Genomic DNA, 14,727 nt, shown 5'->3' on the forward strand with positions numbered 1-14,727 from the left:
ATTTCATGATTCAAGTTACAAATGTCAGCTTACGGTATGGTGATCGCAAGCTTTTTGAAGATGTTAATATTAAATTCACTCCGGGAAATTGCTACGGATTAATTGGTGCGAATGGTGCTGGAAAATCTACTTTTTTAAAAATACTTTCCGGTGAAATCGAACCGCAAACAGGTGATGTCAGTATGGCGCCTGGCGAGCGTTTGGCGGTGTTAAAGCAAAATCACTTTGAATATGAAGAGCATGAAGTTCTTAAGGTTGTTATTATGGGACATAAACGCCTTTATGAAGTTATGCAGGAAAAAGATGCCATTTATATGAAAGCTGATTTTACCGATGAAGATGGCATGAAGGCGGCAGAATTAGAAGGTGAATTCGCTGAATTAAATGGTTGGGAAGCGGAAAGTGAAGCAGCTATATTGTTAAAAGGACTTGGAATTTCTGAGGAGCTTCATACGAAGAAAATGGCTGATCTAACCGGCGGGGAAAAGGTAAAGGTTCTGTTGGCACAAGCCCTTTTTGGACAGCCTGATGTTCTCCTTCTGGACGAGCCTACGAACCACCTTGATATTCATGCGATCGCATGGCTTGAGGAATTTTTAATAAACTTTGAAAATACGGTTATTGTTGTTTCACATGACCGCCACTTTTTAAATAAGGTTTGTACACATATTGCTGATTTAGACTTTTCAAAAATTAAAATTTATGTCGGAAACTATGATTTCTGGTATGAATCAAGTCAATTAGCTCTTAAATTAGCGCAGGAAGCAAATAAGAAAAAAGAAGAGAAAATAAAAGAGCTTCAAAACTTCATTGCCAGATTTAGTGCAAATGCTTCAAAATCAAAGCAAGCGACTTCACGTAAAAAATTATTGGATAAAATTTCATTAGATGATATTCAACCATCTTCTCGCCGTTATCCATATGTGAACTTTACACCAGAACGTGAAATCGGTAATGATGTTCTCCGTGTAGAAGGCTTATCGAAAACAATTGATGGTGTAAAGGTATTAGATAACATCAGCTTTATTATGAATAGAGAAGATAAAATTGCCTTAGTTGGCCGTGATGAAATTGCGATTACGACTTTATTTAAAATTTTAGCAGGAGAGATTGAGCCTGACAGTGGTTCATTTAAATGGGGTGTTACAACAACACAAGCTTATTTTCCTAAAGATAACAGTGAGTATTTCACTGGCGATGAGCAAAATCTCGTTGACTGGCTCCGCCAATTTTCTCCGAACGACCAAAGTGAAAGCTTTTTACGCGGTTTCTTAGGACGGATGCTTTTCTCAGGAGAGGAAGTCATGAAGAAGCCGAGTGTATTGTCAGGAGGAGAAAAGGTTCGCTGCATGCTTTCGAAAATGATGTTAAGCGGTGCGAACGTTCTTTTATTAGATGAACCAACAAACCACTTAGACCTTGAATCGATTACGGCGCTTAACAATGGCTTAATTGCATATAAAGGTGCGATGATTTTCACTTCACATGACCATCAATTTGTGCAAACAATTGCGAATCGGATTATCGAAATTACTTCGAACGGTATCGTTGATAAGCAAATGACCTATGATGAGTTTTTAGAAGATGATAATGTACAGAAGCAAGTAAAGGAATTGTACGCGTAAAAGAGTAGATTTAAAAAAGAGATGGCTTACATAGACTTTAGTCTGGTGGGCCATCTCTTTTTGTGCTGATTGTACAACATCAAGCTTTGCGGAATGGGATTATTGGATTATTAGTAATTTGTAAAATTAAACAAATAATTCCATATTGATGATAAAATAGAAATGCTGGTACATAAAGTTAGGCAATACACTTACCATCACGGATATAGAATAAAGCAGTGCGTGTTAGAGGGGTTGATAATGATGAAGTGGTATGCAATTGGTTTGTTAGCTGTTGTGCTTGTTAGTTCAGGCTGTGGAAAAAAAGATGGCACAGCAACATCAGTTATAGAATCTGAAAATGAAACATTGAAAAAACTGGAGCAGGGTGAACCGGTTATGAAAGGGCAAGTGGTCGATCCTGGATCTAGTATTAAGTCAACCATGAAGCATGATATAACTTTAGATTTGCCTGGGACAAAGGTTTTGAAGCAAGAAAATGCGATGATTATTCGAATGTTAGATGAGGTGCTATTTAATTATGATCAAGCAGAATTTTACGAAAAAGCAGAAGCTAGTTTAAGAGAATTAGATCATGTTTTTGCTGCATTGCCTAGTAATACCACAATAATCATCGAAGCTCATTTGGATGATCGTGCAGAAAATGAATTTAACCTTCAGCTTACAAAAAAACGAGCTAATCGTTTATTACATCGTTTTAATGAAAACGAGAAATTATCTCATCTAAGCTTTTCAGCTGTTGGAGCCGGAGAAGATAAGCCGATTGTCCCCAATGATGGCAATGCTGAAAATCATCAGTTGAATCGGCGTATCGACTTTGTCATAAAATTCTCATTATAAAGATTCAAGCGCTGTTTTTATCCATTGGTGATCAAGGTGTTCTCCAATAAAAACAAGTGTGTTTTTCATTTTTATTTTTTCTTTAAGGTATAGCGGCATCCCGTAGGAGTATTGAAAAAGATAGCTTTCCTTTGAATGTGTAAAAGATAGATAGCCTTTTATCCGATAGATTGTATCAGGCATGTTCTTTAAAAACTGTTCAAATTTTTTCATATCTATTGGCTGTGAAAAGGTATGGACATATGTGCGCATATGCAATGTTTCGAGAACATGTGTTTTTTCATGTTCTTTTTTACTGGATTTTTGAATAGGCTTTAGCTGTGTTAGAGGGACATTGGCATATTCTGTCATCAACAGCTTCCCCGTTTTATTTAACGCTTGAATTCCAGAAATAAGCGTTGCCTTTTCATCCTCTGACAGCTGATCAATTTTGTTTAATAGAACAATATCTGCATGCTGAACTTGTTCCGCTAAAAGCTTGCGAATTTGTATGCTAAGTTTTGAGCGGTCCTTCCATCTTTTTGCATCAATTAATGTAATAATAGCCTTTATTGCTAGCTTTTCAGCAAATAGAGGGGACATGCAAGCATCTAAAACTTCAATTGGATGGGCGACACCTGTTGTTTCTATATAAATGGCGTCTAGCTCATATTCTCTTAGCATGTTTTCAAGCTGAACTTCAAGCTGTCCCTGAATGGTACAGCATACACAGCCGTTTAAAAGCTCCTTTAATGGTATTTCCTCTTGGACGGCGTTAGAATCGATCGAAACCTCACCAAGCTCATTCATGATAACGGCGATTTTTCGTTCAAGCTGCTTTTCTTGAACAAGAATATTTTGTAATAACGTTGTTTTTCCAGCTCCAAGAAAACCGGATAATATATAGACCTCTACAGGCTTCATGATGTTTCCCTCATTTCAATATCAATAAGAAAGAGGGCCTGACGTAAGTAAATTATGTCTGACCCTTTTTTTAAATGTTTAAGAAAGTGTCTAGCTCCAGGCGCCATCGGCTCTAGGGTCTAGTCAAATAGGAATTGAAGGGAAAGAACACCTTCTATTCCTATTCGCCTTATGCTTGTCGCCGAATGCTAAGCACCTTGCGCTTTTCTTATTTTGTTATTATTTGTTTAAAATGCCCATGTTCCGTTTCGGAAGATAGCTTCTGTCGTTCCATCTTCTAATATTCCATCAATATCCATATCTGCAGAGCCAATCATAAAGTCGACATGGGTAATACTGGAGTTAACGCCAACCTTCTCAAGCTCTTCACGAGACATTTTTTTTCCGCCTTCAACACAGAAAGCATAACCATTACCAATAGCTAAATGGTTTGAGGCATTTTCATCAAATAATGTATTGTAAAACAATACGCCAGATTGAGAAATAGGTGAATCATGTGCAACTAATGCGATCTCGCCTAAATAGTGTGAGCCTTCATCTGTTTCAACTAATTGCTTTAATACGTCTTCACCTTTTTCAGCTTTCACATCAACGATACGGCCATTTTCAAAGGTGAGTGAAAAATCATCAATAAGATTTCCGCTGTAGCTAAGCGGCTTCGTGCTTTTAACAACACCATTTACTCCGTTTCGCAAAGGGACAGTGAACACTTCCTCTGTAGGCATATTTGCCATAAAGAAATTCCCCCGCTCATTTTCGCTGCCTGCGCCAACCCATGTATGTGTGTCATGAAGTTCAATGGTTAGATCAGTTCCTAGGGCTTTATAATGAAGCATTTTATATTTTTTACTATTTAAATAGTCTACCTTGTTATGTAAATTAAGATTATGTTCCTCCCAAGCTTTTACTGGGTCTGGCTGGTCAATTCGAGTTGTTCGGAAGATGGCTTCCCAAAGCAGTTCCACTTGTTTATCTTCTCTTTCATCAGGAAAGACTTTTGCTGCCCACTCCTTTGAAGCAGCACCAATAACTGTCCAGCTAGCTTTGTCAGCTTGTAAATAGTTGCGATATTTAGTTAAAGCCATCCCGGCTGCCTTTGTGGAAGCTGCAATTCTTTTTGGGTCAATTCCACTTAATAGGTCAGGATTAGATGAAATGATCGACATAAAGGCACCGTCATTTTCAGCTAAAGTTTCTAACCCGCGCGCTTTCCATTCTGGATAGTCGCTTAATGCATCCTCTGATGCTAGTTCAAAGCGAGTTCTTGTCACCACATCATCATGCCATTCAACATATACATTTCGTGCGCCGGCTTCATAAGCCTTTTTAACGACGAGACGGACAAAATCAGCAACCTCTGTTGAAGCGTTTATGACTAAATTTTGATTATGTTGAATATTAACCCCCACACGAACTGCTAGTTCCGCATATTTTTCTAACTTTTGTTGAAAATTAGACATTGCTCTAACCTCCTTGTTATTATGATCAATTTATAAAAGCCTCCAAATTAGGAAGTTTTACCTTTTTATTTTAACAACCCATTAAGGGAATGAAAAGCTAAAGCCATTTCTAAGCCAAATTGCTTTATGTGTTGATAGAAAATTATTACAATGAAACTATTGAGGTGATGATGTGTACTTTCTAGATGAACAATTTATTAAAACATCTGCGCAAAAGGAATTACTTGAGAAAACAGATAAGCTAGCAAAAGAATTTGCTTTAACTGCTGACAAATATGATCGGGAGGGTTCTTTTCCTTTTCGGCATTTTAGACGCTTAAAAGAAGAAGGCTATTTAAAGCTAACAATCCCAAAACAGTATGGCGGAGATGGTGCATCTTTATATGAATTCTTAATGGTACAGGAAAAAATTGCTCAAGGTGATGCAGCAACTGCTTTATCCCTAGGGTGGCATTTAAGTTTATTGATGGATGTGCATATAACGAAAAAATGGGAAAAAGCAACTTATGAAAGAATTTGTAAAGAAATTATTTCAGAACATAAGCTCATAAACAGTGCGGCAACAGAACCAAATTCCGGCAGCCCTGCAAGAGGTGGGAAGCCAGAGACAACCGCTTTGAAAAAAGGTAATAAATGGGTGATTAATGGGAAAAAGATATTTACATCTTTGGCACCTGCACTAGACTATTTTATTGTTCCTGCAACAATAGAAGAAACTGGAGAAATTGGCGATTTCCTCATTCCAAGAACAGAATGTGGAGTATCAATTGAGGATACGTGGGACACAGTAGGTATGCGTGGAACAAGAAGTGATGATTTGATTTTAAATACTGTTGAAGTTCCATTTGAAGCATTAGTTGAGCGAAAGCAGAAAAAGGTTAGACCTTCTGCTCAGGGCTGGCTGCTTCATATTCCTGCATGCTATATCGGGATCGCGATTGCTGCTAGAAATGAAGCTGTAGAGTTCGCAAAAACATATCAGCCGACAAGCCTCACACACCCTATTAAAGAGGTTCCCGAGGTTAGAAGGAAGGTTGCGGAAATTGATTTAAAACTGACAACTGCTAGAACTTTTATGTATGCTGTTGCAGATAAGTGGGATACTGACCCAACAAATCGTGCAAATTTAGCTTATGACTTAGCAGCAGTAAAAACAGTTGTAACAAATACTGCTGTTGAGGTTGTTGATTTGGCAATGAGAGTTGTTGGCGGGCAAAGCTTATTTATGTCAAATTCGTTACAAAGACATTATCGTGATGTACGTGCCGGGTTACATAACCCGCCTTCAGATGATATAACATCAAAAATATTTGCTGATCGAGCGTTTCGAAGCTAAGGTGTTGGTGGGTTAACTAAAAATAATTAAAGAGGCTGTCTCTAAAAAAGTAGGAAGACCTGAGACAGCCTTATTATGTATTTATGTCGTGAGTCCTGATATGCTTATACACCTGTTGCGAACGTAAGTAAATACATTACACCGCTCCCAAACATTAAGGTGCCAATTTCATAGATATTGATAATTGCACCAATTATTCCTTTTTTTGTATGTGTGACGATCAGTGAGTAGATAAACCCAATCAAAAGAATTCCAATAAAGATTTGAAAAGCAATAAGATTGCCGCAAGCAGGAAACTAAACGGAATTAAATTCAATAAAGATGATTGTTTACTACAATGTTCCATGATAAAGACACGCCTTTCAAATTAATCACCTTGGACTTGGACCATTTCATTATTATCTGTGGGCCTTGATGGCATATTCGCAAGTGAAACACTCATCCCTCCCATGATAATGCCTGCTAATGTTAAGCTAATGATAATTCTTCTGCTTAAATCTTTCACAAATTTACCTCCCTAAGTTTTCAAATATAAGACGAAATCGAAAATGGAAAAGTTTCATTACTTATAGAATCTCTTAAAAAAAGAAAAAGAGATCTAGAAAGTGAAATTTCGTTTAACAAGTAAGCCACACATAATGTATTCAATAATTATTGAAATGATGCAAATAAATTTTGTAAAATTTTTGTAAAAAATATAATGTTTTATTTAAGAGGGTGTACTAGATTAAGACAGAAAACCAACGAAAAAAGCTCATGAGAGAATGTATCGAATTCTCTCATGAGCTTTATTAATAGTAGGTTTGTTGTTATACTATTTAGCAGTTTTCAATAATTTGCTAATGACTGTTAACGATCTGCCTGTACCAATTGCAACACATTCCAAAGGATTTGGAGCTATATGAACAGGAACAACGATTTCTTGACTTAACCATTCCTGAATCCCTTTCATTAAAGCTCCGCCACCTGATAATATGACACCGCGATCAACGATGTCACCACTAAGTTCAGGAGGACAGTCCTCAAGAGTAGCTCGGATCGCTTCTAAAATATGCAGTAAGGATTCCTTCATTGCTTCTTGCATTTCATAAGAAGAAACTGAAATGGTCTTTGGCAATCCCGTAACTAGATCTCGGCCGCGAATGTCCATTGTTTCCTTTTCGTGCTCAACTAATGCGTAGCCAATTTCCATCTTCATTTGTTCAGCCGTACGTTCACCTATTAATAGATTATAATTTTTACGAATGTATTGAATAATATCTTCGTCTAATTGGTCACCGGCAATACGAATGGAATGAACTGATACAACCCCGCCAAAGGAGATAATCGCAACTTCAGTTGTCCCGCCGCCAATATCGACAACAACATTTGCGATCGGTTCATCTACAGGCAGGTCGGCCCCAATCGCTGCTGCTACAGGCTCTTCAATTAAATGAACTTGCTTTGCGCCAGAGCTTTTGATCGCATCTTGAATCGCTCTTCTTTCAACAGATGTTGCTCCAGAAGGTGTACAAACAACTACAGTAGGTTTTCTCATAGAAATTCCCAGTTTACGTGAGGCAATTTTCATAATATGTCTCAACATATCTGTGGTAATATCATAATCAGCAATAACCCCATCTTTAAGAGGTCTTACTGCAACAATCTTACCAGGTGTTTTTCCGATCATACTTTTCGCCTCTGAACCAACGGCTAAAACCTTCTTTGTCGTTGTATCAATGGCAACAACAGATGGTTCATTAAGAACGATTCCTTTATTTTTGCTATAAACCAATATATTTGCGGTACCTAAATCTATCCCAATTTCAGTATTTGATAACATAATTTAAAAATACCTCTTTCCTTCCATACTTTAATTATAATATTTGTAGAAGTTTGTTGTTTTTTGGGGGTTATCATCATTTTGAAAATATATCGTCATGAATTTGTTATATTACCGAAATAAAATTGATTTTGCAAAAGAGATAAAATTCGATTTTAACAGAATTCGAAATGGAACGATTTAAACATGATATACTTAAAATAGTAAAGGAAAGAGAATGTATTAGAGCTAGGGTGATTAAATGTTACAGCAAGCTGAAAAACGATTAAAGGAATACTTTGGATATACTTCTTTCCGAAAGGGACAAAAAGAGATAATAGAGAGTGTCTTAAAGGGAAAGGATACATTAGCGATCATGCCGACAGGTGGAGGAAAATCAATTTGTTATCAAGTGCCGGCATTACTTATGGATGGTATGACCATTGTGATATCGCCATTAATCTCGTTAATGAAGGATCAAGTTGATGCGTTAACAAGCATTGGTATTTCATCAACATTTATCAATAGCAGTTTAACAGCAAAAGAAGTAAAAGAAAGAATAGCGGAGATAGAAGAGGGAGCGTATAAAATCCTTTATATTGCCCCTGAGCGTCTTGAAGTAGAATCTTTTCGTACGTTTCTTTTAACGATGAATGTCTCAATGGTTGCGGTTGATGAGGCTCATTGTATTTCTCAATGGGGCCATGATTTTCGACCAAGCTATCGTAACATAAAAAGGATGATTACTGCTTTTGTGAAAAAACCGCTTATATTGGCGCTGACAGCGACAGCAACAAAGGAAGTAACCGAAGATATATGTGAGCTTTTAAATATCTCCGCTTCATCTACGTATGTAACAGGTTTTGCACGGGATAATTTAACCTTTAATGTGATTAAGGGTGAAAATAAACGTGATTATATTATGCGATATGTGAAGGCAAATCGTGATCAGGCAGGTATTATTTATGCTGCTACAAGAAAAGAAGTAGACGATTTATCGCAATTCTTAAAAAAGAATGGTATAAAAGCGGGAAAATACCATGCCGGATTAGCAGAACATGAACGTGCAGAGCAGCAGGATCAATTTCTTTTTGATCAGCTTGATGTTATGGTGGCAACAAATGCATTTGGAATGGGAATCAATAAATCCAATGTCCGATTTGTCATTCATCACAATTTGCCAAAAAATATTGAAGCGTATTATCAGGAAGCGGGTCGTGCAGGACGGGATGGAGAAAAAAGTGAATGTGCGATTTTGTTTGCCGCTCAAGATATTCAATTGCAGAAATTTTTAATCGAGCAGTCAACATTAAGTCCTGATAAAAAAGTACATGAATATCAAAAGCTTCAACAGATGGTAGATCTTTGTCATACTGAAAAATGTCTACAAACTTATATCATTGAATACTTCGGAGAAACGACTCCACATGCTCCTTGTGGGCGATGCATGAATTGTACAGATACCCGTTCTAAAATCGATGTGACGAGAGAAGCATTAATGATTTTTTCATGTGTCAAGCGAATGGGTGAGAGATTTGGGAAAACCCTTGTAGCACAAGTTTTAAAAGGGTCAAATAATAAGCGAATTAACCAGTTTGGTTTTCACAAACTATCAACCTACAGTTTGATGAAGGAAAAAACAGAAAAACAAATTGTCGATTTAATCGATTTTTTAATAGCAGAAGGATACCTATCACTCACAAATGATAAGTATCCAGTTTTAATGTTAAGCAACAAAGCAAGAGAAGTTATCGTCGATAAGCTGCAGATATTTAAGAAAGAACTAGTGAAAATCAAATCGATTGAGGTAAACGATGATTTATTTGAAAGACTTAAGCTGGTTAGACGTGAATTGTCTGTACAGCTGGGAGTACCCCCTTATATTATTTTCTCAGATAGTAGTTTACGAGATATGAGCTCTAAGTGCCCAACAACTGAGAATGAGTTTTTGCAAGTAAAAGGTGTAGCCAAAACAAAATTAGAGCATTATGGTGAAAAATTCATATCCGCTATATGTGAGTTCATGAACGTTGAGAGAACCAGTTCGGATCAGTTGCAAGGACGGGTAGCTGCTGACTACATTGTAAGTGATAAAACCGCTAGCCATCTCATTAGCTATCAATTATTTCAAGACGGTAAATCGATAAAGGAGATTAGTGAATCACGTGGTTTATCGGTCATTACTGTGCAAAACCATTTAATTCGGGCAGTTGAAGAAGGGAATCCGATAGAGTGGTCTGAAATAATGACAGAAGCACAAGAAGCATTAATCGCTGAAAAAATAATCGAGCTGGGCACAGATATGCTTAAACCATTAAAAGAGGCTCTTCCAGAAGATATTGATTATTTTCAAATAAAAGCTGCAGTTTGTAAATTGAAGCTAAAAAGCCTTAAATAATTTTATGAAAAAACCGTTCACTTTTCAAAAATTGAACGGTTTTTTCTGTCCTATTACGCAGAATGACTATTTTCACCTAATTGTTTATTGACTCTAACTCTCTTTAATCCATACTTTAATATGCTTGGGACAAAGCTAATAATAAAAAGCAAGCGAATAAATTGCAGGGAGCTGACAACAGCGGGATCTGCCCCAATTGTTGATGCCGTTAACACCATCTCGACAAGACCGCCTGGTGCCAGTGATAGCATCGCTGTTGCTAGGTCCAAATCAGTTAACAAGGTGAACAAATAGCCTAAACAAAAACTTGTTCCAATTAACAAAATCGTACCCGCAAAATATAATCCACAATACTTACCACCCTTTTTCAAATCGGTAAAGGTGATCATCAATCCAAACCCAATTCCAATCGTTAATTGTGCAAAGACTAAAAATAAATCATTGAAGTTAGGTAAAGAAATGCCGCTTATATTGAGTAACGCAGTCGTTAGCAGGGGACCAATAACAAAGGCAGCAGGTACTTTTGATCTTATTAACCAGCCGACAAAACCTGCCAATAAAAACCATCCATAAGATAAAAACCCGCCTTCATTGGTAATCGTTTGTATTGGCTGCATTCCTGACTGTGGTGGCTCAAACATATGAAGTATGGCAAAAGGAACAAAAAAGACCACTGTTAAAAGCCTGACAGTTTGAAAAATTGTTACTAACGATGAATTAGCTTGAAGCGATTCACTCGCTGCAACCATTTCTGATAACCCGCCAGGTATTGAAGCAAATATACTTGTATTTTTATCAATATTTACAATCTTGCTTATCAGCAGGGCATTTATGATACTAATGATGATCAATATGATTGTTGTAGCTAAGAATGGAAGCACATATGGTCCAACTGTGAGAAAGGTTTCTTTTGTGAAAGAAAGGCCAAATGAAATACCTAAAATGATAAAGGAACCATTTTTTAATACAATGGGTTGAATTAAATTTTTTTGATTAACGAAGATCAATCTCCAGATGATCAAAAAGGACATTGGTCCTAAAATCCATGCAAGAGGCACATGACATATATGGAAAAGAAAACCGCCGCCTATACCTAACACGTATGGAAAGAGGATATTGTATATCTTGTTATGCATTTCACTCCCCCTTTTATTTGTTTGTTAATATTATTTTACCATTAATTCAAGAATATTTGGAAAAAGTATGGCTGACGTTTAGTGTTAGGCATTTACTCTTATGCTCTATAAAAAATAGTGAAATTGTGGTACGATTTTCTCGTTAAGATCTTTTGAGTGAGTAAACGTTATCTAAATGTTTAACAACAGCACGTTTATAGTTTGCGGAGGTAGACGAATGAAAAAGGAATATGCAGTAATCGGACTTGGTCGATTCGGCGGTAGTATTTGTAGGGCTCTTAGTGAAGAGGGCTTAGAAGTAATGGCAATCGATATTGATGAGGATAAGGTTAATGAGTTTGCAAATGTTGCTTCACATGCAGTAGTTGGTGATACGACTGATGAAACGGTATTAAAAAGTTTAGGCATCCGCAATTTTGACCATGTAATAGTGGCGATTGGAGATAATATTCAAGCAAGTATTCTAACCACATTAATACTCAAGGAATTAGGTGTTCGGGATATTACGGTAAAAGCAACGAATGACTATCATGAAAAGGTTCTTTCTAAAATAGGGGCAGATCGCATTGTTCACCCTGAACGTGATATGGGGAGAAGAATTGCCCATAAAATTGTTTCCAACAATGTATTGGACTATTTGGAGCTTTCTGAAGAGCATAGTATCGTAGAAATCGTTGCAAATGAACGGATTCATGGTAATTCAATTATGGATTTGGATATACGTGCAAAATACGGGATCAATATTGTTGCGGTAAAACGGAATAAAGACATTATTGTATCACCCCAAGCTAATGAGGTCATTCGGAAAAATGATATTATGATTGTTATTGGCGCAGATACAGACATCAACCGTTTTGAGAAACGGTTAATGGGTGATTAACAGAAAGACCTTGTACTGACTGTTTATTGTTATAGAAAAGGGCTGTCTCAAACTGAGACAGCCCTTTTAAATATTACGAATAGTTATTTATACCTCCATGATGATCGGCAGGATCATTGGACGACGTTTCGTTTTTTCATAAAGAAACGGAGCAAGTGTATCGGTAATTTCGTTTTTAATTTCTGACCATTGACTCGTTCGACGTTCCATAATTTTTGATAAATGCTTCGTAATTAGTGATTGAGCATCATTAATTAGGTCACCGGATTCGCGCATATAAACAAATCCACGAGAAATGATATCTGGACCAGCTGCAATTTTGAAGTCTTTCATGTTAATGCTGACAACGACAATGACAAGTCCTTCTTCAGAAAGAATTCTTCGATCACGAAGAACAATATTTCCAATATCACCAATACCGCTGCCATCAATATAAACGGAGCCTGATGGAATTTTACCGGCAATCCCTACTTCATTGTCGCCAATTGCCAATACCTCACCATTATCCATAATAAAACAGTTTTCTGGTTCGACTCCACAGTCTACAGCATGCTTTGCGTGCATTTTTTGCATGCGATATTCCCCATGGATTGGCATAAAGTATTTTGGTTTCATTAAGCGAAGCATAAGTTTTTGCTCTTCTTGACCGCCATGTCCTGATGTATGAATATCATTAAATGGACCATGGATGACTTCGGCACCAGCACGGAAGAGCTGATTAATTGTTTTACTAACACTTAATGTGTTCCCTGGGATCGGTGAAGACGAGAAGACTACATTGTCTCCAGGGATAATTTGTATTTGACGGTGTGTACCGTTAGCAATCCGTGAAAGTGCTGCCATTGGTTCTCCTTGACTTCCGGTACATAGAATTGTGACTCGGTGTGCTGGCATGCGATTGATTTCATGTGCATCAACAAATGTATCTTTAGGACAGCTAATGTATCCTAAATCTTGTCCAATTTGAATGGCCGCTTCCATACTTCTACCAAACACCGCAATTTTGCGATTATTTGTAACTGCCGCCTCAACAACTTGCTGCAGGCGGTGAATATTTGATGCAAATGTTGCAAAAATAATTCGGCCATCCACCTTGCGGAAAATTTCATGAATGCTCTCGCCGACACGTCTTTCTGACATAGTAAAATTAGGAATCTCACTATTCGTACTATCGGAAAGTAAACAAAGGACGCCATCACGTCCAATCTCAGCCATTTTCGTTAAGTTTGCTGGCTCTCCGACTGGTGTGAAGTCAAATTTAAAGTCACCGGTATGTACAATATTCCCTGGAGGTGTTTTGACGACAATTCCATATGAATCAGGGATGCTATGTGTTGTTCTAAAGAACGTAACTGATGTCTTTCTAAATTTAATAATGTCATCTTCTTTAATCTCAATTAATTTTGTTTGACGTAATAAACCGTGCTCTTCTAGTTTGTTTCTCAATAACCCTAATGCAAGTTTGCCGCCATAAATCGGAATGTTTACTTGGCGAAGTAAATAAGGAATGCCTCCAATATGGTCTTCGTGTCCGTGCGTAATAAATAGTCCTTTAATTTTTTCTTCGTTTTTTTGTAAATATGTGTAATCGGGAATGACATAATCAATTCCAAGCAGCTCGTCCTCCGGGAACTTTATTCCTGCGTCAATTAGGACGATTTCATCCTGGAATTGAACACCGTACGTGTTTTTGCCAATTTCACCGAGTCCGCCTAAGGCAAACACGGCAACTTGGTCATTTTTTACAAATTTCATAACGATCAAATCTCCAATACTTTGTAATTTTCACTTTGTTTTTCGTATTCTAAATATGCTCCATCTATAGGCGTAATATATTCTATATTATAAGAACGGTCTTTTAGCTTAGAGCGTACTTCCCCTTCAGATGTTGCTTCAATATAAAGAGTGTTTGTTCTTTCTCGAACAGGAACCTCTGAAATTTCATCTTGATAGTACACTTTGAAAATCATTTACCAAATCTCTCCTTAACTTCCGTATGTTAGACTAACTTTTTCTATTATATGCGATATTTACTTACAAGCCAAGCCTAGAGGGGAATGTGTCGAATCTTCTTTTCATTTGCGACACAATTCTTCCAATATACCCTTTTATTTTTAATATTTGTACTCAGATACATGGAAAAATGATAAGACTAGGCAATCATTTTGCGTTTTAAGAGATGTTTCCATTGTCTTTTTAATGATCGTTTAATTCTTTTTAACATGTAAGCTTTCCTCCTTCTTTTTTGAATAACTGGCAAATAACGCCCTTTATACTTGAAATAATTCGATGAGATCCGTCCAATATATATTTTTTCAAAGGTAGTATATGTAGAATGAATAAATCAC

The 14,727-nt window shown here is 37.0% G+C and carries 12 protein-coding genes; 5 read left to right on the forward strand and 7 right to left on the reverse strand.

Annotated elements, in window-relative coordinates:
- Positions 1–5: 5 nt before the first annotated feature.
- Complete coding sequence (locus tag ACSVDH_RS10540; RefSeq protein ID WP_439249388.1) at positions 6–1,625, forward strand: ABC-F family ATP-binding cassette domain-containing protein; 1,620 nt, start codon at positions 6–8, stop codon at positions 1,623–1,625.
- A gap of 243 nt (positions 1,626–1,868) precedes the next feature.
- Positions 1,869–2,465, forward strand: coding sequence for an OmpA family protein (locus ACSVDH_RS10545; RefSeq protein ID WP_439249389.1), 597 nt, complete (start codon positions 1,869–1,871; stop codon positions 2,463–2,465).
- Here the strand turns inward: ACSVDH_RS10545 and ACSVDH_RS10550 are convergent.
- Positions 2,460–3,368: a CobW family GTP-binding protein gene (locus ACSVDH_RS10550; protein ID WP_439249390.1), complete on the reverse strand. Its 909-nt coding sequence runs from the start codon at positions 3,366–3,368 to the stop codon at positions 2,460–2,462. The genes ACSVDH_RS10545 and ACSVDH_RS10550 overlap by 6 nt on opposite strands.
- Before the next feature lie 227 nt (positions 3,369–3,595).
- Positions 3,596–4,828 (reverse strand): aminopeptidase, encoded by a 1,233-nt coding sequence (locus ACSVDH_RS10555; protein ID WP_439249391.1) that lies wholly within the window; start codon positions 4,826–4,828, stop codon positions 3,596–3,598.
- A gap of 172 nt (positions 4,829–5,000) precedes the next feature.
- On the opposite strand from ACSVDH_RS10555, the gene ACSVDH_RS10560 reads away from it, so the two are divergent.
- Complete coding sequence (locus tag ACSVDH_RS10560) at positions 5,001–6,164, forward strand: acyl-CoA dehydrogenase family protein (protein WP_439249392.1); 1,164 nt, start codon at positions 5,001–5,003, stop codon at positions 6,162–6,164.
- A gap of 367 nt (positions 6,165–6,531) precedes the next feature.
- Here ACSVDH_RS10560 and ACSVDH_RS10565 read toward each other — a convergent pair whose 3' ends face one another.
- Both ACSVDH_RS10565 and mreBH read right to left on the reverse strand, forming a co-directional pair.
- Positions 6,532–6,669 (reverse strand): protein YkpC, encoded by a 138-nt coding sequence (locus tag ACSVDH_RS10565; RefSeq protein WP_299086830.1) that lies wholly within the window; start codon positions 6,667–6,669, stop codon positions 6,532–6,534.
- Between the two features lie 309 nt (positions 6,670–6,978).
- Positions 6,979–7,986 carry a rod-share determining protein MreBH gene (gene mreBH / locus ACSVDH_RS10570; RefSeq protein WP_299086831.1) on the reverse strand — a complete coding sequence of 336 codons (1,008 nt, stop codon included), beginning with the start codon at positions 7,984–7,986 and terminating at the stop codon, positions 6,979–6,981.
- A gap of 241 nt (positions 7,987–8,227) precedes the next feature.
- Here mreBH and recQ point away from each other — a divergent pair, with 241 nt between their 5' ends.
- Positions 8,228–10,363 carry a DNA helicase RecQ gene (recQ, locus tag ACSVDH_RS10575; protein ID WP_439249393.1) on the forward strand — a complete coding sequence of 712 codons (2,136 nt, stop codon included), beginning with the start codon at positions 8,228–8,230 and terminating at the stop codon, positions 10,361–10,363.
- A gap of 53 nt (positions 10,364–10,416) precedes the next feature.
- On the opposite strand, the gene ACSVDH_RS10580 is transcribed toward recQ, so the two are convergent.
- Positions 10,417–11,499, reverse strand: a complete 1,083-nt coding sequence (locus tag ACSVDH_RS10580) for an AbrB family protein (RefSeq protein WP_439249394.1) — start codon at positions 11,497–11,499, stop codon at positions 10,417–10,419.
- Positions 11,500–11,716: 217 nt separating this feature from the next.
- Between ACSVDH_RS10580 and ACSVDH_RS10585 the strand changes: the two genes are divergently transcribed.
- A complete protein-coding gene (locus tag ACSVDH_RS10585; RefSeq protein WP_299086837.1) occupies positions 11,717–12,379 on the forward strand; it encodes a potassium channel family protein in 663 nt (220 codons plus the stop codon).
- Between the two features lie 87 nt (positions 12,380–12,466).
- Here the strand turns inward: ACSVDH_RS10585 and rnjA are convergent, their stop codons facing one another.
- Both rnjA and rpoY read right to left on the reverse strand, forming a co-directional pair.
- Positions 12,467–14,134 carry a ribonuclease J1 gene (rnjA, locus tag ACSVDH_RS10590; RefSeq protein ID WP_299086838.1) on the reverse strand — a complete coding sequence of 556 codons (1,668 nt, stop codon included), beginning with the start codon at positions 14,132–14,134 and terminating at the stop codon, positions 12,467–12,469.
- A 5-nt stretch (positions 14,135–14,139) separates the two neighbouring features.
- The gene (gene rpoY, locus ACSVDH_RS10595) at positions 14,140–14,349 is read right to left on the reverse strand and encodes a DNA-directed RNA polymerase subunit epsilon (RefSeq protein ID WP_299086840.1); all 210 of its coding nucleotides are present in this window, start codon (positions 14,347–14,349) and stop codon (positions 14,140–14,142) included.
- Between the last annotated feature and the right edge of the window lie 378 nt (positions 14,350–14,727).

Origin of the sequence: Metabacillus sp. Hm71, from assembly GCF_051842955.2 — a bacterium.
Taxonomy (GTDB): domain Bacteria; phylum Bacillota; class Bacilli; order Bacillales; family Bacillaceae; genus Metabacillus.